The organism is Bartonella sp. LJL80, from assembly GCF_054871565.1.
The window spans coordinates 283332-307977 of record NZ_JBTXLM010000004.1; the positions used below are offsets into that span (position 1 = coordinate 283332).

Consider the following 24646-nt stretch of genomic DNA (forward strand, 5'->3'; position numbering starts at 1 on the left):
GAGATCACGATGTTTCATACAGCTATGACATGGCAAGATCTCGTATTCCTATCAAAAGGCGCATGGGTGACGATAGAATTGACCTTCTTTTCTATGGTTCTTGGGACTGCAATAGGGGTGATTTGCGGCTTTGTACGTGCGGGATTACCGCGCGCTACCTTGCCTCTGTCCTGGTTCTTGGATATTTTCCGCAGTATTCCGTTATTGATACAGTTTGTCGTATTCAATTCTTTTAAAGGAATCATTGGTCTTAACTGGTCGAGTTTCACGATTGCCTGCATTGTTTTGGGGATATATGCAGCCTCCTATTGCACAGAAATTGTTAGAGGCGGCGTGCTCGCCGTTCCAACCTCGTTAAGTAGGGCAAGCCGCTCGCTCGGGCTTAGCTGGTTTCAAAATATCGTCTATATTGTCGTGCCGCTTTCAATTCGGGTATCTTTCCCGGGGTGGCTTAATCTGATCCTTTCAGTGATGAAGGATACCGCACTGGTGTTTTGGATAGGTATTGCCGAATTATTGCGTTCGGCGACACAGCTCAATGTGCGTCTTAACGAACCGCTATTCATATTTTTTATTGCCGGCGTATTTTACTATGTCATCAGTTGGACAGTTTCTCGCTTTGGAGCAAATCTAGAAAAGAAATGGGTAATCAATGATTGAGATTGAAAATCTACACAAATCCTACGGTGATCTGGAAGTCGTTAAAGGCGTTTCGCTGACCGTTAATAACGGCGAAGTGGTTTCGATCATTGGCGGTTCCGGTTCAGGAAAATCAACCATGCTGATGTGCATCAACGGGTTAGAGACGATTGATAGTGGTGTTATCAAAGTTGATGGAACAAGCGTTTTTGATCCGTCTACCAATCTTGACAAATTACGCCAGAAGATAGGCATCGTTTTTCAGCAATGGAATGCATTTCCACATCTTACCGTTCTGGAGAATGTGATGTTGGCACCACGAAAGGTGCTTAAGTTGAGCAAAAAAGATGCACGTGACATAGCAGTCAAACAATTGGAACATGTGGGGCTGGATTCTAAGCTGGACGTTTATCCTTCAAAGTTATCGGGTGGCCAACAACAGCGTATGGCGATCGCACGTGCACTCGCAATGTCGCCAGAATACATGCTTTTTGACGAGGCCACCTCTGCCCTCGATCCGCAGTTGGTCGGCGAAGTTCTTGATACTATGCGTATTCTTGCAGAAGAAGGAATGACAATGGTATTGGTGACGCATGAAATCAGTTTCGCTCGGGAGGTTTCCGATCGCGTTGCATTCTTCTACCAAGGAAAAATTCACGAGATAGGGACACCTGACGAAGTTATTCGTAACCCGCAAAAACCTGAAACGATCTCTTTCCTCCAGTCTGTACGTTAGATTCATTAAGCCAACATCTTTATTCGTTCGATAAAACTGTTTCTTAGAATGGCTTGATGATTGCGATCGAAGTTTCGCCTTGCGATAAGCACGCTAAGGCATATTAAGTTGAGTGATTCGTGAAGGTGATCCATGGCAAATATCGAAACGACTGGGCAAGGAGAAAGTCTTTCAGATCTCGCTTATAAAAAGTTGGAACGGCTTATGGTTACGCTGTTTTTCGAGCCGGGTAGCATTATCAACGAACGTGATGTGATCGAGGCGACGGGTATGGGGCGAACACCAGTGAGGGAGGCGATACAACGCTTTGCTTGGGAGGGTTTTTTTGTCATCCATCCCCGCTCTGGTATTGCTGTAACGCCGCTTGAACCTCAGGATTTTTCGCGCGTCCTTGATGCGCGTGAAGGTGTCGAGATGGTTTTGGCTCGCGATGCTGCCCGTTTTGCCGGAAGTCACGATCATCACAAAATGGAACTGGTCGCGCAAGCATTACAGCAATCGGCAAAAGACGAAGACCCTTATGCGTTTTTGGATGCTGACAAGATGCTTGATGAGGTTATTGGAAAAGCTGCAGGTAATATTTTTGCCGCTCGTTTTGCTGAACCTTTGCAAACACACAGCAGACGGTTTTGGTTTCGTTTTCGACGAGGAGCGGAAGGTATCCGAACCTCCGCCGATAGACATTGTGCGTTGATTGAGGCGGTTATATCGGGTGATCGGGACAAGGCGTCCGAGCGGGCAAAAGAGCTTATGCGCTATCTCGTCACTATGACCGAATATTAAGTATGTGGATGGCCTCAGTGGAAACACTATTTTCGGCCCCAAAAACCGCACAGGTCAGATAAAAAGTCCAGTCTTTCGGATTTAGATTTCGAAAGATAAAAAATAGCCCCTCAAAGAGGGGCTTTTTTCTGTATTTCAAGCTGTGGCTTAACTGCAGCCGCTCGTTGAGCCACATGTATCACATTTCAAGCAAGTACCATTCCTTACCATGGTGAAGTTTTGGCACTCTGAACACATGTCACCTGTATAGCCTTGCATCATGGCTTGCATACGCCGATCCGCATTGCGCTTCTTTGCCGCAGCGGCATTGTCTTCCGCTTTAACAACTTCGACTTCTGAGGCAGACACGTCGTCAAACAAATCATCAATTTCCGTGCTTACCTGCTCTTCATAGCTGCGTTTGAATGCTGTCGCACCATCTGTTTCAAGCGCAGTTGAGGCAGCCGATGAAATAACATTCGTCGTCTTCAGTGTGGTAACATTGGAGTTAGCAGTAGGCTGAACCGTCGATGCAGAACCTTTCGGTTCGGTCGAAGGACCAGCCATTTTGGGTTTATATCCACGCGTCCAGCCCGTCGAAATGAGGTTCGTCTTACCTTCTTTTACACCTTTGCCCAAGGCCGTATTTGAAAAGTCCGAGATATCGACGTGAGCCAAATCATGGCGTCCGAGATAGGATACAGCCAATTCACGGAACACATAGTCGAGGATCGATGTCGCATTTTTGATGGCATCATTGCCTTGAACCATGCCGGCGGGTTCAAATTTTGTGAATGTGAACGCATCCACGTATTCTTCCAAAGGAACGCCATACTGCAAACCAAGCGAGACAGCGATCGCAAAATTATTCATCATTGCGCGGAAAGCAGCACCTTCCTTATGCATGTCGATGAAGATTTCACCCAAACGCCCATCGCCGAACTCTCCTGTTCTTAGATACACTTTATGACCACCAACTACGGCTTTTTGCGTGTAACCTTGACGACGATTCGGAAGTTTTTCACGCTCGTGAATGAACTTCTCGACAATTTTTTCCACGATTTTTTCGCTTATATTAGCGGCTCGTGCTGCCATTGGCTGTTCAATCAACGTTTCAACAGCATCGTCATCCTCATCGGCGATCAGAGACGCGTTTAAAGGCTGAGATAATTTTGACCCATCACGATAAAGCGCATTGGCTTTAAGCGCAAGTTTCCAGGACAACATGTAGGCTTTTGCGCAATCCTCAACAGTCGCGTCATTCGGCATATTGATTGTTTTAGAGATCGCACCGGAGATGAAAGGTTGAGCCGCTGCCATCATACGAATGTGGCTATCGACTGATAGGTAGCGCTTTCCGATTTTACCGCAAGCATTGGCGCAATCGAAAACCGGATAATGTTCTTCCTTCAGGAAAGGCGCACCCTCAAGCGTCATTGCGCCACAAACATGCACATTCGCCGCCTCAATGTCTTTTTTTGAAAAACCGAGAGCAGGCAACATTTCAAACGAGAAGTCTTCCAATTGCTCGGATGTCAGCTTTAGTACATCTTTGCAGAAATCCTCGCCAAGTGTCCATTTATTGAAGACAAATTTAATATCGAATGCGCTTTTTAAAGCGGCGTTGAGTGCTTCGATCTTTTCCTCAGTAAATCCTTTCGCCTTCAAGGAAGATGGATTGATACCTGGGGCTTGGTTAATATTTCCATGACCGACTGCATAAGCTTCAATCTCTGCAATCTGGCTTTCTGAGTAGCCCAATGTCCGGAGCGCTTCAGGCACAGCACGGTTGATGATCTTAAAATATCCACCGCCTGCAAGCTTCTTGAATTTCACAAGTGCAAAATCAGGCTCAATGCCGGTTGTGTCACAATCCATGACCAAACCGATCGTACCGGTCGGAGCTATGACAGTGGATTGCGCATTACGGAAACCATGTTCAGTGCCGAGCTGCAAAGCCTTATCCCATGCCTGACGGGCATGTTCTATCATTTGCTGATCAGGGCAATCTTCCGCGATCAAGGCGACGGGATTAACAGCCAGTCCTTCATATCCGGTAGTTTCACCATAAGCAGCACGACGGTGATTACGGATTACGCGTAGCATATTGGCTTCATTCGGCTTATAGCCTTCAAAAGTACCGAGTTCTTTGGCCATTTCAGCCGATGTAGCATAGGAGATGCCGGTCATGATCGCTGTTAATGCACCACAAATCGCACGGCCTGTATCGGAATCGTAAGGGATACCGGATGTCATCAACAAGCCGCCAATATTGGCATAGCCGAGCCCCAAAGTACGATATTCATAAGACAAGCGTGCAATTTCCTTTGAAGGGAACTGTGCCATCATAACGGATATTTCCAACACCATCGTCCACAAACGCACGGTGTGTTCATAGGCTTCAATATCGAAGGAGCCATCTTTATTACGGTAGGTAAGCAGGTTGATTGAAGCCAGATTACAAGCCGTATCATCAAGGAACATGTATTCCGAGCACGGATTGGACGCACGGATGGGGCCGGCGGCTGGAGAAGTATGCCAGTCATTCATCGTTGTATTGAAGTGTAAGCCTGGATCTGCAGATGCCCATGCCGCATAAGAAATACGATCCCACAATTCACGCGCTTTGACCGTTTTATGCACTTTACCATCTGTACGACGTATCAAGTTCCAGTCACTATCATTTTCGACTGCACGCAGGAATTCATCCTTCAAAGACACGGAATTATTTGAATTCTGGCCAGAAACAGTCAGGTAAGCCTCAGAGTCCCAATCTGTGTCATAGGTGGAAAATGCGATATCACGATAACCTTGTCGCGCAAATTGAATGACGCGCTGCACATAATTTTCCGGCACCTGATCTTTCTTTGCAGCTTTTATTTCACGTTTCAAAGCTGGATTCTTGTTCGGATCAAAACACTCATCATTATCGGCCTCGCAATTGATGCAAGCCTTCATAATGGCAGTGAGATGCTTTTTTACGATCTTCGAGCCGGTGACGAGAGCAGCGACTTTCTGTTCTTCGTGAACTTTCCAGTCAATATAGGTTTCAATATCTGGATGGTCTATGTCAACCACAACCATCTTTGCAGCCCGGCGTGTTGTGCCGCCTGACTTTATGGCTCCTGCGGCGCGATCGCCAATTTTTAGAAAACTCATAAGGCCTGATGATTTGCCTCCACCGGAAAGCTTCTCTCCTTCGCCCCGCAACTGAGAAAAGTTTGAACCCGTGCCTGAGCCGTATTTAAATAAACGTGCTTCACGGACCCATAGATCCATGATGCCGCCTTCATTGACCAAATCATCCGCCACGGATTGAATGAAACAAGCGTGGGGTTGAGGATGTTCATATGAAGATTTTGACTTCGTTAACTTTCCCGTTTGCCAATCGACATAGAAATGTCCCTGACCAGGGCCGTCAATTCCATAAGCCCAATGCAAACCTGTGTTGAACCACTGAGGGCTATTGGGTGCAACGCGTTGTGTTGCCAACATGTAAGCGAGCTCGTCGCGAAACGTGAGTGCATCGGCTTCACTATCGAAGTATCCACCTTTCCATCCCCAATAGGTCCAAGTCCCAGCCAGACGATCGAAAACTTGGCGCGCGTCCATTTCTGATCCAAAACGCTGATCATCTGCGATCTTCTCTAACGCTGTCTCGTCCGGTACTGAACGCCATAGCCAAGAAGGAACGCTGTTTTCCTCTACTTTTTTCAGGGCAGCAGGTACACCAGCCTTACGAAAATACTTCTGAGCCAAAATATCGGCCGCGACCTGGCTATATTGCGCAGGAACGTCGATATTCTCGAGACGGAACACGATTGAACCATCGGGATTTTTGATTTCACTTGTGGCTTGACGGAACTCTACTGCAGCGTAGGGTGACTGTCCTTCTCTAGTGAAATGGCGCGCGATTTTCATTTTATGTACCTATCTATATCTTGTGTTCCGGCTGTTCGCAGGCTTTGAGCCTTAAAACTGACAAATATGTCTCCAACGCTTAAAAGCTATGGGCGACGAAATTTAAATCTTTCAGATCCTTAACCAAAGCTCGGATAGCGAATATTTGTGACCAAATATTTCAAATCCCGCTACGACGTTTTAGGACCTCTTTTCATGAGCGGTCTCTATATCCTGTGCCTATATTCAAATAGCAAACACTAAATATAGTATTAACAGCATTTTTCATTTTTATAAAAAACGCTTTGAACTCAATACGCGACAAATTTGACAGGAAATATCTGCTTTTTGAAAGCGACATCCACTGTCCAAACCAAACATACGCTACGCACTGAAAATAGTTAGAACAGAAACATGCATGGACTGCATGTGCGCTCTGGGAAACCATAAAAGATCAAAACTAATCACGCGTCAAGAGATCGTTTAGTTAAAACTGAAAACAACTAGATATAGTGTCGATGCTTTGTGAGAAGTTGTGAATTATGGGGACGAAAAGATTTGTCACTTTATTTTTGAAAAACCGCTTGATTGCGGACGTATCTAAGGAAGGCTCAGAATTTAGCGGTTTTGCGTGGCAATGTCGGCTGTGAAAAAATGCGCGGCGAACACAGCCGAATCAGAAAGCGTCATAATAGGCTACGCTCTATCCAGATCGTTTTTGAATGATTAAATTCAGTTTTTGCGCGTGTTTATAGGCGCAGTCGTCAAATTTAACCGAAAACTATGTAAGACTCTTGAGCTGATGCTATAGGCGCATATCAATGCGGTTTATAAGTAAGCAGAATATTTTTAAGTTGTGTTTCAACAACCCTGTCAGCAGCTTCACTTGGACTAACCCACTCGAAAATTCGTTGACCGCGTTCAGGCCATTTTTTCTCTTGGTGAGAATATAATACAGCGAATACATCAACACTGAAGTTTCCATTTTCGCCATCGGCGACGTCAAGTTTTACATATTGATACGCCCCGAGCGCGTTCGTCTCTGCAATACCGCGTATTCCCGCCTCTTCATATGCTTCACGTAAAGCAGCTTGGGCTAATGTTCTCCCCGGCATGGGCCAGCCTTTCGGTATGATCCATCGCCCTGTCCCTCGGCTTGTGATCAAAAGAAACTGAATGAGACCATTTTGAATACGATAAACGAGTGCACCGACTTGTAACAGGTGATCACCATCAACAGTTATCTTTTTATCCTGGGCTATGCTTGAGCCGTTCATGCTTACGTCAAATAGCCTTTTTTCGAATTGGATTCAGCAGCGTTTTGGTTGCAGCCGTGAATCCATTTCCCGGATGCATTCCCTCTCGCATGAAGAAATTCCGGAGAGGAGAGAAGTTTCTAAGAAGCTCCAATCCGGTGGAATGCGCAATTTGTGCAGGCAACATGTCTGAGAGCAATGCGCGGTTGAGTGCATGCACGGAGCCGGTACGAGCCCAAATATCGGGTTTTCTCGCGCGATTATAATTTGCTATCACAATCTCATTTCCCGGATCTTTTGGATTTTTTGCTACAGCCTCGGCAACGTTTGTTGCATCACGAACACCAAGATTAAGACCCTGTGCGCCAATCGGAGGAAACACATGGGCGGCTTCTCCTACAAGTATCGTACGGTTTGCGGCAAATGTTTTTGGCACGATACCAGAAAGAGGCCACGCCTGCGCGGGAGTTGCCACCTGAACACGTCCAAGCATCGATTGCATTCGCTTTTCAACCGCAGCAGATAACCCTTCCGATCCTAATCCTAAAAGCTCATTTGCACGCACGGGATTTGCTACCCATACAAGGCTTGAGAAATTTCCAGGGAGCGGGACTTGGGTGAACGGTCCATCTTCGGTGTGAAATTCTGTCGATACATTTTGGTGTGGGAGATCGTGGGAAAAACTCAAAATTACTGCGGTTTGAGGATATTTCCATTCTCGACACGATATTCCCGCAGCTTCACGGGCCGGTGAGGAACGCCCATCGGCTGCTATCACCAAGGATACGTTTAACTTGGTGTCATCTTCCAATAATATATCGATTATCTCGTCGTGATGCTTGTATGACTGAACCGAAGAGCGAATAATCGTTATTAATGCATTCGCTTCAACGGCTTTCGTTATAGCATTATTCAGAGCGACGTTCGGCATATTGTAACCAAATGCAAATTCTCCGATTTCAGAAGAACGAAAATTCACAACAGGGCTGCGGATCAAGCGATTTGTTCCGTCAACGATACGCATTGTTGACAGAGGCGCAGCGTATTTTTGTAAGTTCTGCCAGATTCCCAGTTCATCAAGAACTGTAATGGCCGGCATCATGAGTGCTGTTGTACGCAGATCATTTGCGTTCGTTTCTGGACCCACAAGGTAAGATTCAAACCCAGACTTGGCGAGCGTTAGTGCTGCAAGCATTCCTGCGGGACCTGCGCCAATAACTGCAATTGTTTTTTTTTGCTCTTTCGCCGGATTTGCCATTGTCGAACCTTTCATTGGCTTCATTTATTGAAAAATGCCAATCATACACTTTGGTTGAATCTGTATAGACCCAATTTGGTGCCAAAGCTATAAATTGCAACGAACTTGTTTTCTTTTTTGTCATCAGTGATAGAAAAGAGTCGAAATATGTCGTGCGCTTCATACAATGTTGTATTGAGGGTGGAAAAAGGGACGTTGAAGATTTGAAACAGAAACTTGCTGGAAAAATCAAAAATAGTGCCGACCGCTTTCGTACGAAAAAAGTCACTATGCCGCAGGCAAGGGCATTTTCGGTACACCTTCTCACCGCATCCGGATCATTCCTGGCTTTCCTGTCACTTGTAGCAGCGTCAGAAAAGCAATGGACGGCTATGTTTGGCTGGTTAGGGCTGGCACTGTTGGTCGATGGTATCGATGGACCGATAGCCCGACGGTTGGAGGTCAAATATGTTCTTCCAACGTGGTCTGGCGAGTTATTGGACAACATTATAGATTACGTCACCTATGTCCTTATTCCCGCGTTCGCGCTTTATCAAAGTGGCTTTATGGGGGCGGGGTTGTCATTCCTGTCCGGTGCGATCATCGTCATATCTTCAGCGATTTATTATGCTGACACAGGCATGAAAACAAAAGAGAACTTTTTCAAGGGCTTCCCGGTTGTCTGGAATATGGTGGTGTTTTCGCTTTTCGTTGTTGAACCTGGCGAGTGGACGGCGTTTGGCATCGTGGTGTTGTCCGCTGTCATCTCTTTTCTTCCGGTTTATTTTTTGCACCCAGTTCGTGTCATACGATTGCGTTTCATCAATCTTCCGGTGTTCCTAGCATGGTGTGCCTTTGGGATAGTTGCTATATTTTATCGCCTTGAATCACCTTTTTGGGTAAAAATAGGCATTTCGATAACGGGCATATACATTTACATTATAGGGGCCGTCATGCAGCTTTTTCCGCGGTTGGGGTTGCGGCAAAATTAGGCTGCCCACTGAATGTTTTCAAAACGTTGATTGCTGTGTTTAGCTGCAAAATCATCTATGAGTTGAGCAAATTTGTGAGTCTTCTCCCCATGTGTGGTTTTGGACACTTTAAAAAGCTCAGCTGTTCCAGAAGGAGTACGTAAAATGCAGGTGGATTTTCAAGGCGGAAAAGATATTTCTTTTTTCAAAGAGGGACGGGCCGGTATTGTAAGGTTGACGCGGCCATCTGCTTTAAATGCCATAAGTCACGATATGGTAAAGGCTCTGGATACAGCTTTGCGGAGTTGGGAGACTGATGACGATGTATCGTGCGTCTTAATCGAGGGCGAGGGAAGGGCATTTTGCTCGGGCGGTGATGTCGTTTCCGTTTATAAAGCGGGTAAATCTGGCAAGCCGGCTTATGACTATTTTTCAGATGAATATCGTTTAAACGCCTATATTGGACGTTTTCCAAAACCATATATAGCGATCCTTGATGGTATCTGTATGGGTGGCGGTGCAGGCATTTCTATTCATGGTTCTCATCGAATAGTCACTGAAAATACCGTTTTCGCTATGCCTGAAAGCGCTATTGGATTTTTCTGCGACGTGGGTGCGGGAGAGTTTCTGCCACGCTTGAGTGGCAACTTCGGCTTATATCTCGCTATGACAGGTGCACAATGTAAGTGGGGGGACTGTCTGCAGGCAGGGTTGGCAACGCATGCTGTATCTCAAGATAATTTGGACGGTTTGAGACAAATTATTATTGAGCAGGGCAATCCGCGTCCGGCGCTTGAAAAGTACTCTATTGAGGTGGATTATGAAACCAGTGTCGACGTGCGGTCATTGATCAGCGATTGTTTTGGTGCTGAAACTTTAGCAAATTGTATGGATATGCTTGCACAGAAAGTTAAGGACGGGAACAGCTTTGCACAGACATGTCTGGATACGTTGCTCGGTCGCTCGCCCACTAGTCTAAAGGTGATCTGGCGGCATCTAGCGCAATGTAGGCCATTGGGCTTAGATGATTGTTTGAAGTTAGAAAACCGCATAGCACATCATATGCTAGATAATCATGATTTCTATGAAGGTGTTCGTGCCGCATTGGTAGATAAGGATCATCAGCCGCATTGGCAGCCGGACAATCTTGTTACGGTCACCGAAGAAATGGTTGATTCGTACTTTCAACCGGTGGCGACGGAATTGGATGTTTGATGGATAACCAATTAAAACAAATATCCAAATTCGATGGTCTGACGGTTGGGTATGGTGTTTATCTACGCGTCTTATCTTTAATCTGTTTGGCTGCAGGGTGTATGTTTTGGTTGCGGCTCGTAGGGGTGTTTCCGGGTGAGTTCTGGCGGATAGACCGCATGCCTTGGCAATGGCAAACACTCAGCGCAACGCTTTCGGTGCTATACCCTGTCGCTGCAATAGGACTTTGGATGCGCTCACCTTGGGGAATCATTCTGTGGATTATGGCTGCATTGACTGAATCTCTCGCATTCACCGTCTATAGCAGCGAATTTACCTCACTACCGTTGATAGCGCTTTTGCATAGTGTGTTGTTTTTGATTTTTTTAGCACTACAGGTGGCTATTTTCTTGAAAAAACGCCGGAAAGATGAAGTCGTAACGGAATATTAGAATCATTTTGACGCAGCTTCGGCAGTGTATCACGGTGACGTGTATCAACGTGAAGAAATCCAAATTCGCGTGTGTAACTTCATTTTGCCTTAAAATGGTGTTTTCTTAATAGAAATCATGGTTATATGTCTTATCGATTGAGCGCTGGAAGATAGAGAATGACAGAAAAAATATCAAAGACCGATACTTGCCGTATCATGGGACGTCGGCTTTTTCTTAAATCAGCCCTTACCGCTAGCGTTACCATGGCTGCACTGCCAGTTTTTGCAAATTCGTCTGGTCAAACACTTCTAGCCCAGAGCGGACGTGGGCGTTGGGATGATCAATTTGATGCGGGAGCATCCGGCGGCGCGAGTGTTGCATCCAACCAGCCGGTTTTGAGTTTTGCTACCGTCGCTTTCACGCAGCAGGCTATCACGCAATATGAGGATATTGTAAACAGGGGCGGCTGGCCGAGAGTGCCAACAGAACAGGGGAAACTGCAGATAGGTGTAACCCATCCCGCGGTTGTCCCTTTGCGGCAGAGATTGGCTGCCTCAGGTGATCTTTCAAGCAGTGCGGGAATGTCGCAGTCGTTTGATTCTTATGTCGACGCTGCGGTTAAAAGGTTTCAAGCCCGTCATGGGTTACCTGCGGATGGAGTGACGGGAGATTTTACTTATAAATCAATGAACGTCGATGCGCAGGTACGGTTGAATCAGTTACGCATTAATTTGGACCGGTTAACGCCAAAAGCAGAACTTGTTTCCAAAGAAACGCGTTTCGTGATGGTGAATATTCCTGCTGCTCAGATCGAAGCTGTAGAAGATGGTGTCGTTGCACAACGCCATACTGCCGTTGTTGGTAAAATCGATCGGCAAACTCCGCTTTTGGATTCTAAAATCAGCCAGATAATTCTGAACCCATTTTGGACTGTTCCAAAATCTATTATCCGCAAAGATATCATTCCATTGATGCAGCGTAAGCCGTCTTATCTTGCGGACAATAACATTCACCTTTACAACAATAAAGGGGAAGAAGTCTCTCCTGAGAGCGTTAACTGGCATAGTGACGATGCTGTCAACCTGATGTTTCGCCAGGACCCGGGGAAAATAAACGCTATGTCGTCGACAAAGATTAATTTTGCCAACCCTTACGCAGTTTATATGCACGATACACCGCAGCAGACTTTGTTTAACAATTTGATGCGGTTTGATTCGTCTGGTTGTATTCGTATTCAGAATATCCGCGATCTGAATCAATGGATTTTGAAAAATACCCCCGGTTGGGATCGTCAGCAAATGGAATCTGTTATTGCTTCACGGAAGAATACTCCGATCAACATACCTGATCCTATTCCATTGCATTTCGTATACATTTCGGCTTGGTCGACGGGGGAGGGAGTCACCCAATTCCGTGACGACATTTACCATATGGACGGGTCTGCGGAATTGGCGTTGGATACGGCAGGTTAAAATGCACGTATATTGAAAACAGCAAAAAGAAAAACCGCCCTTGGGGCGGTTTTTTTTGATTAATCTTAAGGGGATAGTTACTCATTCGATTTATTTGAGAACTATGTTTCATGGGTAGATATCAGAAATTGCAAAGTTTCTGCGTGAAATAGGTAAGTTTGTTGTTGGCAACCGTTGGACCAGAGAGTTGGCCATTGGTGATAAATCAGCTTCATTTTTATTTTTTTCAAACACTGCCATCTGTGAATGATGTTGTTGAAGTTTAATGGGTGAAATGAAAAACGAGATCGAATCTCAAAGCAGATTGAGTCGTTTTCTACCGCAAAATCTTGCTCTGGTTTTGCTGTTTACCGCATTATGGGTTTCGATCATTTGGGTTGTATGCCTCTTTCAATCCCCCGTTTATGAGGCACAAACGCGCATTCAACTTAATAATAGTATCGATGAATTTATCGATGGAAAAAAACAACGCGCTGTTGTGGCTTTATTGTTATCTGATCCGGTTTATCATGAGGTAGCGAATGCCTTGGGCTATCCATTGACAAGTGATACGCGGAAGAAGTTTCATAGTTCTGTATTGATAAAACAGGAGGGTAGCAGCATTGGTTTGCGGTTTGTTGGCGAAGATGCTCAAACCGTTCGGCTTGGGCTTGTCACATGGCTAAGCGCATTTGAACGGCGTCTGGACGATAATCGTGCTACGGATAGGAAAACAGTCAGCCAAAACGAAATCAACCAAAGAAACGCTCTGATAGATTCTGCTCTCGCTGATTTCCGCCAAAGTTTAGGAACTATGCTGGCCAATACGCGGGCTGTTGACACTTTAGATCCGCTTTATGCGGAATTGGCTATGGCAATTGCTGATCGTACGGCGTCTGAGACTCGCATAGATGCTATACAACAGGTTTTAGATGCGCACGAAGCGCCAATGGATTTGGCATTCATTGCCAATGATGCATCTGTGGCAAGAATTACACAAAACGTTGAACGGTTAAATAGTCAAATAGCCTATATGGAAGCGCAACTTGGTCGTTCACATCCGCAGATAAAAGCGATGGATGCTGAACGAACTGTCCTTCTACAAGAGCGTGACAAAACCATCGAATTAGTGATCCAGCAACTTTATAGAGATGCTGACATGGCACTAAGTGTTGAGCAGCGTTTGCGCGATCAACTTCAGCAAGTTGATAACTTTGATCTAACCAAAGCCGATACGCTTCTATCGGCATTGGACGTTCAGCTGAAAAAATTATCTTTGCGCTTTGTCATGGAAGATATTGGTCAAACCTCGCCAACGGAACTTGGTGCCTTGCTAAACAATACTCCGGTTGAAGTGGAACGACTTTCGGTGTTCGAAAGATATCATTCGATACTGATATGGTCTGCAATTTTTGGGCTTTTGTTCTTCTGGGTGGTGATAAGTTTTTTGAGCTATTTGGTGAGACGGTTTGATAAGCAGATTGAAGTCAAACAGAGTGATGGTAAGGAGCCTAATGTGTCTCCCGTGCCAAAGGAGCTGCTTGAATTAGGCTTCAGCGACACAATGGCATTCTTGCGTCATCGTGCAGTCCATTTGGTCGCAGTGGCAGGACCAGATGCAGCAAAAGCATCTGCTAGGATAGCAATAGGATTGAAGAGTGATACGAAATCAGTCCTACTCGTTGATGTTTCTGCCAATCAGATTGGAACGCTCATCGGACCGCATAGGGGCTTTACCGATGTTCTGACCGGCGATTCCAAACTGAATGAAGTTATCTACACAGATCATGATACGGGTATAGATATCCTTCCGCAGGGCTTAGCTGCTCCCATACGTGCGAGCGATTTCTCGTCCGATATCCCGGCGCTGCTTGATGAATTAAGACATAGCTATTCTATCGTTTTGTTTGCTATGGCCAGTCGGCCGCATTTGGGCGGAGATGATATTCGTTCAAGCGTGGACTGTGTTATCATCACTTCCAAAAGCTCGGAAATTTGTCAGGATTGGCTCGATTTTTTCGACGGTACGGCAGCGAAACACTTTATCAACTTGGCTATTGATCAATAAAATACCTGTCGACGCGACGGCTTGTCGCGGTTAGAGCCCTTGTGTTCTTTTCGCTGTTGCTGCACCAATACAGCAAGAATATTGGCGGATATATCCGGCATCTGATTGAATGAAAGCTTCCTGACATGACCACAATTGCCATTGAAACCCCTGAATTAACGCCACAACAAGCACGCAATCGTAGTATGATACAAAAGTGGCTTTATATTATACTGCTATTATGTCTTGCGATTGTTCTGGTTGGTGGCGCAACGAGAATGACCGGCTCAGGGCTGTCAATCACGGAGTGGAAGCCGATACACGGTGTTATTCCGCCTATTGGTGACGCACAATGGCAAGAGGAATTTGAAAAGTATCAGCAGATCGCACAATATAAACTTGTCAATCAAGGTATGACGCTTTCTGAATTTAAAGGGATTTTCTGGTGGGAGTGGGGCCATCGCGTTCTTGCTCGGCTCGTCGGAATTATTGCTCTCTTTGGGCTGATCTGGTTTTGGGCAACGAAGAGAATCGAAAAAAGTATTCTTCCTCAGCTTATTGCCGTACCTGTCCTTATTGCTATTCAGGGGGGAATCGGTTGGTGGATGGTTGCTTCTGGACTAGGTGGAAGCGATCTAACAAGCGTTAGCCAATATCGCTTGGCGATTCATTTGGTTACAGCTTGTCTTGTTGTCATTTTTGTAACTTATGTTTCGCGCGGGCTTTCAGATTATTCTGAAAAGCCAGCAAATCGTAGCATACAGCGTTTTGCCGGTTGGCTCGTATTCCTGGTTCTATTTCAAATTTATCTCGGTGCCCTCGTTGCCGGATTGCATGCCGGCAAGGTTTATAATACGTGGCCATTGATGGACGGCCAGATCATACCGGATGGATTGTTGATTGATAATCCTGTATGGCGGAATTTGTTCGAAAACAGACTGACAGTGCAATTTATTCACAGGGGTTTTGCCTATCTGCTTCTTATAGCTGCGCTTTTCCATGCATTGCGTGTAGAGAAATTGGCACCCGGAACGACGCATGCTCGTCGCGCAATGCTGTTGCTATTGCTTATAGTGGCACAGGCGATATTCGGTATTGTCACGTTATTGACAGAAGTACCGATCAGCTGGGGACTTATTCATCAAGGATTCGCGCTTATTGTCCTCTGTTTTGCCGTTGCTCATTGGCGGGCAACCAAAGGAGCTTATCCACTTGTATCTTAGGTCAATCGCTTTTTGCATGAAAGGAAAAACGGGGGCATATTGGGTCCCTCGTTTTTCGGATGTGTGAGCTGTGAATCAGACATCTGACGCGTTAGAAAAGTGTGTCTTAATTCAATGTTTTGACATGTCGCCTTTGATTAAAGGGACTAAGCCATTCACGGTCTCCGTCCCTTCTGATCGAAAGAGGGGCTTAAGAGAATTCACACCTTTTCCATCATCAAATCAAGGTTTTGAACCGCTGCTCCAGATGCGCCTTTGCCAAGATTGTCGAGCACTGCGCTTATATTAAAGATGCCATTGTTATCATCGCCAAAAACAAAAATTTTCATGTCATCGGTATTGGCGAGCATTTCCGGGTCTAAACGGACTGTGCTTTCGGTTTCTTCTTTGCTGGCAACTGAAACGAATCTTTTGTGCTTATAATGCTCAGCCAAGATATCCCGCAAATTATCCGTTTTAACAGATTTTCTGAATTGGGAGGCATGTAAAGGAATGTTAACAACCATACCTTGAGCAAACCGCCCTACGCTTGGTATGAAGAGCGGTGTGCCTGTTAGCTGGCCGTGCGTTTTTATTTCCGGCACATGTTTATGTTTGAGGTTTAAACCATAAACAAAATAATTCGATGCAATTGCATCATCGCGGTTTGCATCTTCCATCTGTGCTATAAGTTGTTTCCCGCCGCCGGTGTAGCCAGAAACTGCATTGATACTTATCGCAATATCAGGATCGACCAAAAACGCTTCACGAAGTGGTCGTAAGATCCCTATAGCTCCGGTAGGATAACATCCTGGGTTAGACACGAAACGCGCTGCTCGAATACGTTTTTCTTGCTCCGCAGTCATCTCGGCAAAGCCATAGACCCATTCATGCGATATACGATGGGCGGTCGAACTGTCGATAATTCGCGTTGTATGATTGCCATCCAGAAGCTTGACTGCTTCCACCGCTGCGGTGTCTGGCAGGCAAAGAATAACGATATCTGCCGATTTCAACCGATCAATCCTTGCAGCTACATCGTGCCGTTCGGTGTGCGGAATGGATAATACCTGCAAATCCTGTCGCTCAGCCAAACGTTTTTGAATCTGTAGACCGGTGGTTCCGTGTTCACCGTCGATGAAAACCTTCGTTGTCATTTGATAAGTCCTGTTTGATTTGACTCGGTATTAATGCAGCTTTGATGAGTGTAAAACTATGCGGAATTTGCTTGAGATTACAAGGAAAATCAGCAGCTACCATGCCGTAGCGTAGTCCTTCAAAACTAAAATCAACTTCAACACAATGCACTGCTGCGGTAGTTTTGATATAAAGACGCGATGATCAGGCGTTATCGGTCAAAAAATACTATTGTTTATGAAGGACAGCTTTATAGCCTCGGTCATATTTTTTTGTATTGGGCGGTAAAAAGATTGCAAATTGTTTGGCCTGAATGCCATGGTATGTTATTCGGCACTAGCATGTTTTTTCTGTTATAGGATCTGTCTCATGAGCGAACAAATGAATGCCGCGCAAAAGCGCTTTTTCAATGATGATCTTCAAACTGTGGATGCAGAAGTTTTCGATGCAATTCGCGGTGAGCTCGGGCGGCAACGTCATGAAATCGAGCTTATAGCTTCTGAAAATATTGTATCACGTGCGGTTCTCGAGGCACAGGGATCGGTTTTCACCAATAAATATGCTGAAGGATATCCGGGAAAGCGTTATTACGGCGGCTGTGAATATGCCGATATCGTTGAAGAATTAGCGATTGAGCGTGCAAAAAAACTTTTTGGTGCAGCATTTGCTAACGTACAACCCAATTCCGGTAGTCAAATGAACCAGGCTGTGTTCTTCGCGCTGCTCCAGCCCGGTGACACATTTATGGGACTTGACCTGAATTCGGGTGGTCACCTCACACATGGTTCTCCGGTCAATATGTCGGGAAAGTGGTTTAATGTTGTTTCATATGGTGTTCGTAAGGAAGACCAATTGCTGGACATGGAAGAAGTCGCACGATTGGCGAAGGAACATAAGCCGAAACTTATACTAGCGGGTGGAACGGCATATTCTCGTTTCTGGGATTGGAAGCGCTTTCGCGAAATTGCGGATGAAGTTGGCGCATATCTAATGGTTGATATGGCTCATATTGCTGGGTTGGTTGCAGGTGGCGTTCACCCATCACCTGTTCCTCATGCCCATGTTGTCACAACTACAACCCATAAATCTCTACGCGGCCCACGCGGCGGCATGATCCTTACCAATGACGAGGCTTTGGCGAAAAAAATCAATTCTGCTGTATTTCCTGGCTTGCAGGGCGGTCCGCTAATGCACGTCATTGCAGCGAAAGCGGTCGCATTTGGTGAAGCACTTCAGCCGTCCTTCAAAACCTATGCAACGCACGTTGTCGCAAACGCTAAAGCCTTGTCGGCTAGTCTCAAGAAGAACGGGCTCGATATTGTTTCCGGCGGTACTGACAACCATCTTATGCTGGTTGACTTACGGCCCAAGAATGCGACGGGCAAACGTGCCGAGGCAGCCTTGGGCCGAGCTAACATCACCTGTAACAAGAACGGTATTCCATTCGATCCAGAAAAACCTTTTGTGACGTCAGGTGTTCGTCTTGGTACGCCAGCTGCAACGACACGCGGTTTCGGTGAGGAAGAGTTCCGAGAAATTGGTGAGCTTATTTCCGAAGTTCTTGATGGTTTGAAAGTTGCCAATTCGGATGAAGGCAACGCGGCCGTAGAAGCAGAAGTCCAACGTAAGGTCAAAGTTTTGACTGAACGCTTTCCGCTTTATTCATATTTAGGTTAGTTTCTGGAACGGAGTGGAAAATGCGGTGTCCTTACTGTCAATCAGAAGATACTCAGGTAAAGGATTCCCGTCCTGCTGAGGATGGTTCTGTTATACGTCGCCGCCGCATATGCTCTGTTTGCGGAGGACGATTCACGACGTTCGAACGTGTGCAACTCCGTGAGTTGATGGTAGCTAAGAAAAGTGGTCGGAGGGTTCCCTTCGACCGCGACAAGCTTATGCGGTCTGTTGATGTTGCATTGCGGAAGCGCAATGTTGACCCAGATCGTATTGAGCGTGCAATATCGGGAATCGTTCGTCAGCTTGAAAGTTCTGGCGAACCGGAAATCCCTTCTGAAGAAATCGGGCACCTCGTTATGGAGGCTTTGAAAGGCATCGATGATATTGCTTACATCCGGTTTGCTTCCGTATACAGAAACTTTCGCAATGCTAGCGACTTTCATGATGTCATTGATGAAATCTCCGATATTGAGATGACAAAAGAAACCGAAACAGATGCCTGATGCAGTTGTCGATCAGCGATTTATGGCGGCAGCCATAAGGCTTGCCTATCGTCATATTGGTCTAACGAATGAAAATCCGTCCGTTGGAACTGTTCTTGTTGCGCAAGATCGGAAAACCATAATCGGCCACGGGGTGACGGCTATAGGTGGCCGACCTCATGCTGAACCACAAGCATTGGTTATGGCAGGATCGCAAGCGCAAGGCGCCACTGCCTACGTCACGCTTGAGCCTTGTTCCCATTTCGGTAAGACACCTCCCTGCGCCAATGCTTTAGTTAAAGCCGGGATAAAGCGTGTAGTTATCGCTTTGCTTGATCCTGATGATAGGGTGGCGGGCAGGGGTGTCGCGATCCTTCAGGCGGCTGGCATTGATGTGACGACGGGTGTATTGGCGCAGTCGGCTTATGAAAGTTTAAGCGCTTACATGACAAAAAAACTTCAGAAAAGGCCTGAAGTTACACTGAAATTGGCGATTTCCGCCGATAACGCTATAGGAATAGAAAAAAAAGGCAACGTCGCGATAAGTAATGCAATCTCGCATTCTATTAGCTTTGGTTTACGCGCTTGTCATGATGCAATTTTGGTAGGCGTGTCAACTGTTCTGGTAGATGACCCGCTTTTAACCTGCCGGCTGCCCGGTTTAAGTCCGCGGTCCCCGATCCGAATTGTACTAGATCGAAATCTTCGCACACCACTGAATAGCAATATAGTTACCACGGCTGGCGAAATGCCGACATGGATTATCTGTGATCATGATTTGCCAAAAAATGCAGCTCATGCTTTTAGGAAGCGGGGTGTTGATGTTATCTCTCTTGGAACGAAGCATGGTCAGTTTTTACCCCAAGATATTTTGCAGCTACTATTCGAGAGGAATGTCGCAAGCGTTTTAATAGAGGGTGGTACGCGAACGGCTGATGATTTTTTGAATCATGATTGCGTTGATAAGCTTTCGCTTTTCAATTGCCCTATCAACTTGGGACCAGACGGTGTTGCCGCACCAAATATGAAGCATTATCTTTCAAAGTTCAAACAGACGTCTGCTGCGACGTTTGGAAGTGATCAGTATTCAGAATGGAGACGTGACGGAAAATGTTCACCGGTATAGTCACAGATGTAGGTGTTATTGAATCAGTTGCCACATTAAATGAAGGTATACGCCTGAAGATAGCTACAAATTACGATACGTCAACGATTGATATCGGTGCATCCATAGCTTGTGGCGGTATTTGTCTTACGGTTGTTGAACTGCCAAATACCGATAGCAATCGTGACTGGTTTGTTGTTGAGGCATGGGAAGAGGCAATGCGGTTGACAAATTTGACACAATGGAAAATCGGCACCCATATCAATTTGGAACGTTCGCTTAAGCTTGGTGACGAGATGGGGGGGCATTTGGTATCGGGACACGTCGATGGTTTGGCGCAGATCATTACGATGACTGCAGAAGGTGATGCCATGCGCTATCAATTGGAAGTGCCGGAAGATTTGGCGCGGTTTATTGCGCAAAAGGGCTCTGTGGCGTTAAATGGCACTTCTTTGACGGTCAACTCTGTCAATGGCAATATTTTTGATGTGTTGATCATAAGGCACACATTGGACGTTACAACGTGGGCAGACGCTAAAATCGGAGATTTCGTCAACGTAGAGATAGATCAGCTTGCGCGCTATGCCGCACGGTTGGCCGATTTTCCGATTAGTTGCTGACTGCTTCAATCAATCGTTTGACGATCGCGTTTAATAGCATTGGTCAGAAAAATCATGTATTTTGACCTTCGCTAGAAAAGCGGCTTTCGCTTTATCGAAAACTCATTTAGACCAGAACAAATTCATTCATCGCTTGGTACCGTGACAACTCGGCCTATTGATGATGACCGATCGTTCATCTGCAGGACCACATCATGACAAAAAAAATAGTCAAAAAACCACATCTTCTCATTGTTGAAGCACGTTTCTACAACGATATTTCCGATGCTCTCTTAGGAGGGGCAAAAGGGGTTTTGGCAAAGGCAGAGGCAACCTTTGACGTCATAACCGTTCCGGGTGCGTTAGAAGTTCCGGCCGCCATTGCGTTTGCTGAAAAAGGCGAGAAAAACTATGACGGCTACGTCGCGTTGGGGTGTGTTATTCGGGGAGAAACGTACCATTTCGAGATAGTTTCAAACGATTCATGCCGAGCCCTGACCGAATTGAGCGTTCGTAAACGGTTGGCTATTGGCAACGGGATTCTAACCGTTGAGAATGAGAAACAAGCATGGGCTCGTGCTAAAGACGATCAGAAAAATAAAGGTGGCTTCGCGGCAGCTGCAGCTCTGCGAATGGTTGCTTTAAAACATGAATTCGGAGTAAACCGTTGAATAATACTAGTGGTACAAATCGCTCTACGATACGGCCAGCAAACAAGCGCGGTGCTGCACGTTTAGCAGCGGTACAAGCGCTTTATCAGATGGATGTTGCGGGCACCGGCGTCATGGAAACCGCGGCAGAATATGAAGCTTATCGCTTGGGACAAGATATCGACGGTGATCAATATCTTGATGCAGATCCGCAGTGGTTTCGTGCGATTATTGCAGGTGTGGTTGAGGAACAAAAAATACTTGACCCAATGATCCGGCAACGGTTGCCTGAGGATTGGCCTTTGTCACGCATTGATTCGACCCTCCGTGCGATTTTACGTGCGGGATTATGGGAAATTAAAAACCGGCTTGATGTGCCTGTAGCCGTTATCGTTAGCGAATATGTTGATGTAGCCAAGGCATTCTTTGATGCGGATGAGCCAAAGCTGGTAAATGCGGTTCTCGACAGGATAGCAAAAGAACTGCGACCTTAGTGTTCGACAAATATGCATTTTGAAAATAAAAAAGCCCTTCCGAGAAGGGCTTTTTTATATCTGTTACTTTCAGACGAAAAATATCGCACTAAAGGATTTTTGAAGTCTCATTCAGCCAATTTTACCTACTGTTTGTTGGTAAGTTCGGAACACCTGAAGAGCCTTTGATCAACTGAGACAAGAATGACTGATCACGTCCACCGGTAGGTGTTGTCTGTGAAACACTATCAAAGATTTTTCCATCTTGGAGCCCGTAATTAGCGATCTTGTCAATCTGCCCATTTTTATTGAAGTAGATAGCAAGAATCTTGCGGTCAATGATTTTCGGTTTCATAAACTGCGCACCACGGTAGCGTGTCTGCGAAATATAATAAAACACTTCATTGTCATACATGGCTGTCAAAGATGGGGAGCCTAAGGCAAGTAAGACCTGATCCCGGCTGGACCCAACAGGTACGGAATCGAGCGCTGCTTGATCCAGCACATAGCCCTCATTATAGGTTTGGCTTGTATTGAGCACATCGGTTGATTTACAGCCAGTAACAGCTATGGCTGTGGCTGCCAACAGACCGACCATTAACCCATGCCTGGCCCGGGTTACAACGCGGATCATATGAAACAATGACATCTCCATTTTATGCATGGCGGAGGCTTACCTCCTGTTCCAGTTCTTTTTGCCTAAACTACCTTGCAACTGTTTGCAATAGATTGCATCGGATGTGGCATGCTATTATTTGATAGAATAAAGCACTACCAATTGTTTTGGCATCTTAACAAGCCGCCTAACCTGAAATAATGGCTGGACCATGGCACCAATCAGCTGAGGTCATTGTATATCGATCTTGAGGACGAATTATGAACGACAATAATCATGCAACGATGACATTTGCTATCAATTACCCCGTCAATGTCAAATCTCTGCCTGTGAAAGGCATACGCGTTGAAATCGATGCTGACGAAAAAGAACGATCAAAGCTTGCGAAGAATCATGGTTTGCTAGACGTTTCAGTTTTTTTTGGGGAATTCCAAATTCTGCCTTGGAAAAAACGTGGAATTCGCGTGAAGGGCAATCTGAAGGCCGATATATCTCAAGCGTGTATTGTTACATTGGAACCAGTGCCGCAGAAGATCGATGAAAATATTGAAGCAGTCTTCGTTCCAGATGATTCTCGTTTGCTTAAGCCTGAAACTCGCGATGAGACGGGGGAAATTTTTTTAGATGCCGAAGGTCCGGACGCTCCTGAAGTTTTCCATGGGGATTCGATTGATGTGGGGATGATCATGGAGGAGTTTTTTGAGCTCGCTATTGATCCCTATCCACGTAAATCAGGTGCGGAAGTGCAGCTGTCTGATGACGAAAAACAGGTTGAAAAGAAGCCTTCTCCATTTGCTATCTTGAAACAGCTGAAATAATTGTGACCGGTAAAAAAGTAAATTAGTTGTTGTATGATATTGTAAAAACGCTATTTTCAGCGTCATGACAGCGATGGGAAGGCGTGGGGTGCCATTCCATTGAACCTCGGCACTGCCAATCTGAATGTAATTAGGACATATAAGAGTGATCAGAATTTCTGTGGACGCAATGGGTGGCGATTATGGCCCAGAAGTTACGATTGCCGGTGCTGCAATCGCACAGAAACGTTTTCCCGATATCCACCTGCTGTTTTACGGCGTTAAGGAAGTTGTGGAACCTGTTCTCAAAAAATATCCTGATTTAGCAGAAAAATCGACTTTCATAGCGACTGAAACATTTACACGCATGGACGAAAAGCCAAGTCAGGCATTGCGCAATGGTCGAGGCAAGTCGTCGATGTGGCATGCTATCGAAGCGGTCAAAAATGGAGAGGCAGACGCATGTGTTTCGGCGGGAAATACCGGTGCGCTCATGGCAATGTCCTATTTTTGTCTGCGCATGATGGCCGAGGCCGATAGGCCCGGTATAGCGGGAGTATGGCCAACGCTACGCGGCGAAAGCATCGTTTTGGATATCGGGGCAACGATTGGTGCATCAGCTGATCAATTGGTAGATCTCGCTGTGATGGGGGCCGGAATGTTTCGCGCTCTTTATCATGTGGAAAGACCTTCTATCGGCCTTTTGAATGTGGGTGTTGAAGAAGTCAAAGGACTGGATGAAATCAAGCAGGCGGGAATGATGCTGCGAGAAGTCCAGCTTGACGGGCTTGAATACAAAGGTTTTGTCGAGGGCAACGATATAGGAAAAGGCACGGTCGACGTTGTCGTCACAGAAGGCTTCTCGGGAAATATTGCATTGAAGGCTGCGGAAGGTACCGCTCGTCAGATGGCAAAGATATTAGGCGATGCCATGCGAAGCTCTATATTTTCACGCATTGGATATTTGCTTTCTGTGGGTGCGTTTCGCAAGCTAAAGCAAAAAATGGATCCGGGCCGCGTGAATGGCGGCGTTTTACTTGGCTTGAATGGTGTCGTCATCAAAAGCCACGGAGGAACAGATGCGGATGGTTTTGCATCGGCTATCCGGGTTGGCTATGAGATGGTCAATAACAAACTCTTAGAAAAAATTGCAGCGGATCTGCGGGATTTTCACGAAAAAAAACCGGTACTCCTTCATCAAGAAGAAGACAGTGCCCATGACTTGGATAAAAATTAAACCGGCTTCAGCAATTTAATTTGTAAATTCCGGGCAAGGATTAA

At 45.9% G+C, this 24646-nt stretch carries 22 protein-coding genes; 17 read left to right on the forward strand and 5 right to left on the reverse strand.

The window, feature by feature from the left end:
- Nucleotides 1-9 precede the first annotated feature (9 nt).
- The 3 genes from ACYSNS_RS08110 to ACYSNS_RS08120 all read left to right on the forward strand — a co-directional run bounded on the left by ACYSNS_RS08110 (nt 10) and on the right by ACYSNS_RS08120 (nt 2158).
- Nucleotides 10-660: an amino acid ABC transporter permease gene (locus ACYSNS_RS08110; RefSeq protein ID WP_461722639.1), complete on the forward strand. Its 651-nt coding sequence runs from the start codon at nt 10-12 to the stop codon at nt 658-660.
- Complete coding sequence (locus ACYSNS_RS08115) at nt 653-1375, forward strand: amino acid ABC transporter ATP-binding protein (RefSeq protein WP_461722640.1); 723 nt, start codon at nt 653-655, stop codon at nt 1373-1375. Before ACYSNS_RS08110 ends, ACYSNS_RS08115 begins: the two co-directional genes overlap by 8 nt.
- A 132-nt stretch (nt 1376-1507) precedes the next feature.
- Nucleotides 1508-2158 carry a GntR family transcriptional regulator gene (locus ACYSNS_RS08120; protein ID WP_461722641.1) on the forward strand — a complete coding sequence of 217 codons (651 nt, stop codon included), beginning with the start codon at nt 1508-1510 and terminating at the stop codon, nt 2156-2158.
- Between the two features lie 147 nt (nt 2159-2305).
- On the opposite strand, the gene ACYSNS_RS08125 is transcribed toward ACYSNS_RS08120, so the two are convergent.
- The 3 genes from ACYSNS_RS08125 to ACYSNS_RS08135 form a co-directional block, all read right to left on the reverse strand.
- Nucleotides 2306-6058 (reverse strand): vitamin B12-dependent ribonucleotide reductase, encoded by a 3753-nt coding sequence (locus ACYSNS_RS08125; RefSeq protein WP_461722642.1) that lies wholly within the window; start codon nt 6056-6058, stop codon nt 2306-2308.
- Between the two features lie 797 nt (nt 6059-6855).
- Entirely contained in the window at nt 6856-7314 is a 459-nt protein-coding gene (locus ACYSNS_RS08130; protein WP_461722643.1) for an NUDIX hydrolase, read from the reverse strand.
- Nucleotides 7315-7321: 7 nt separating this feature from the next.
- A complete protein-coding gene (locus ACYSNS_RS08135) occupies nt 7322-8575 on the reverse strand; it encodes a UbiH/UbiF family hydroxylase (protein WP_461722644.1) in 1254 nt (417 codons plus the stop codon).
- A 179-nt stretch (nt 8576-8754) separates the two neighbouring features.
- Between ACYSNS_RS08135 and pcsA the strand changes: the two genes are divergently transcribed.
- From pcsA to ACYSNS_RS08165, 6 genes are all read left to right on the forward strand, one after another.
- Nucleotides 8755-9522, forward strand: a complete 768-nt coding sequence (pcsA, locus tag ACYSNS_RS08140) for a phosphatidylcholine synthase (protein ID WP_461722645.1) — start codon at nt 8755-8757, stop codon at nt 9520-9522.
- A 144-nt stretch (nt 9523-9666) separates the two neighbouring features.
- Nucleotides 9667-10716 carry an enoyl-CoA hydratase/isomerase family protein gene (locus tag ACYSNS_RS08145; RefSeq protein ID WP_461722646.1) on the forward strand — a complete coding sequence of 350 codons (1050 nt, stop codon included), beginning with the start codon at nt 9667-9669 and terminating at the stop codon, nt 10714-10716.
- Nucleotides 10716-11147 carry a DUF6163 family protein gene (locus tag ACYSNS_RS08150; protein WP_461722647.1) on the forward strand — a complete coding sequence of 144 codons (432 nt, stop codon included), beginning with the start codon at nt 10716-10718 and terminating at the stop codon, nt 11145-11147. Before ACYSNS_RS08145 ends, ACYSNS_RS08150 begins: the two co-directional genes overlap by 1 nt.
- Before the next feature lie 170 nt (nt 11148-11317).
- Nucleotides 11318-12601, forward strand: a complete 1284-nt coding sequence (locus ACYSNS_RS08155; protein ID WP_461722851.1) for a L,D-transpeptidase family protein — start codon at nt 11318-11320, stop codon at nt 12599-12601.
- A gap of 265 nt (nt 12602-12866) precedes the next feature.
- Nucleotides 12867-14648, forward strand: coding sequence for a GumC domain-containing protein (locus ACYSNS_RS08160; protein WP_461722648.1), 1782 nt, complete (start codon nt 12867-12869; stop codon nt 14646-14648).
- Nucleotides 14649-14773: 125 nt separating this feature from the next.
- Entirely contained in the window at nt 14774-15850 is a 1077-nt protein-coding gene (locus ACYSNS_RS08165; protein ID WP_461722649.1) for a COX15/CtaA family protein, read from the forward strand.
- 200 nt (nt 15851-16050) lie between these two features.
- Here ACYSNS_RS08165 and argC read toward each other — a convergent pair whose 3' ends face one another.
- A complete protein-coding gene (gene argC / locus ACYSNS_RS08170) occupies nt 16051-16986 on the reverse strand; it encodes an N-acetyl-gamma-glutamyl-phosphate reductase (RefSeq protein WP_461722650.1) in 936 nt (311 codons plus the stop codon).
- A gap of 349 nt (nt 16987-17335) precedes the next feature.
- Here argC and glyA point away from each other — a divergent pair, with 349 nt between their 5' ends.
- From glyA to nusB, 6 genes are all read left to right on the forward strand, one after another.
- Nucleotides 17336-18643, forward strand: coding sequence for a serine hydroxymethyltransferase (gene glyA, locus ACYSNS_RS08175; RefSeq protein WP_461722651.1), 1308 nt, complete (start codon nt 17336-17338; stop codon nt 18641-18643).
- A gap of 20 nt (nt 18644-18663) precedes the next feature.
- Nucleotides 18664-19146 carry a transcriptional regulator NrdR gene (gene nrdR, locus ACYSNS_RS08180; RefSeq protein ID WP_461722652.1) on the forward strand — a complete coding sequence of 161 codons (483 nt, stop codon included), beginning with the start codon at nt 18664-18666 and terminating at the stop codon, nt 19144-19146.
- Nucleotides 19139-20251: a bifunctional diaminohydroxyphosphoribosylaminopyrimidine deaminase/5-amino-6-(5-phosphoribosylamino)uracil reductase RibD gene (gene ribD, locus ACYSNS_RS08185; RefSeq protein WP_461722653.1), complete on the forward strand. Its 1113-nt coding sequence runs from the start codon at nt 19139-19141 to the stop codon at nt 20249-20251. Before nrdR ends, ribD begins: the two co-directional genes overlap by 8 nt.
- Nucleotides 20236-20850, forward strand: a complete 615-nt coding sequence (locus ACYSNS_RS08190) for a riboflavin synthase (RefSeq protein ID WP_461722654.1) — start codon at nt 20236-20238, stop codon at nt 20848-20850. The genes ribD and ACYSNS_RS08190 overlap by 16 nt, the downstream gene beginning before the upstream one ends.
- Nucleotides 20851-21044: 194 nt before the next feature.
- On the forward strand, nt 21045-21500 hold the full coding sequence (locus ACYSNS_RS08195) for a 6,7-dimethyl-8-ribityllumazine synthase (RefSeq protein ID WP_461722655.1): 456 nt from the start codon (nt 21045-21047) through the stop codon (nt 21498-21500).
- Nucleotides 21497-21973, forward strand: coding sequence for a transcription antitermination factor NusB (gene nusB, locus ACYSNS_RS08200; RefSeq protein WP_461722656.1), 477 nt, complete (start codon nt 21497-21499; stop codon nt 21971-21973). Before ACYSNS_RS08195 ends, nusB begins: the two co-directional genes overlap by 4 nt.
- A 121-nt stretch (nt 21974-22094) precedes the next feature.
- Here nusB and ACYSNS_RS08205 read toward each other — a convergent pair whose 3' ends face one another.
- On the reverse strand, nt 22095-22607 hold the full coding sequence (locus ACYSNS_RS08205) for an outer membrane protein assembly factor BamE (RefSeq protein ID WP_461722852.1): 513 nt from the start codon (nt 22605-22607) through the stop codon (nt 22095-22097).
- 221 nt (nt 22608-22828) lie between these two features.
- On the opposite strand from ACYSNS_RS08205, the gene ACYSNS_RS08210 reads away from it, so the two are divergent.
- Together ACYSNS_RS08210 and plsX are read left to right on the forward strand one after the other, a co-directional pair.
- A complete protein-coding gene (locus tag ACYSNS_RS08210; RefSeq protein WP_461722657.1) occupies nt 22829-23386 on the forward strand; it encodes a DUF177 domain-containing protein in 558 nt (185 codons plus the stop codon).
- 145 nt (nt 23387-23531) lie between these two features.
- A complete protein-coding gene (plsX, locus tag ACYSNS_RS08215; protein WP_461722658.1) occupies nt 23532-24602 on the forward strand; it encodes a phosphate acyltransferase PlsX in 1071 nt (356 codons plus the stop codon).
- Nucleotides 24603-24646 lie beyond the last annotated feature (44 nt).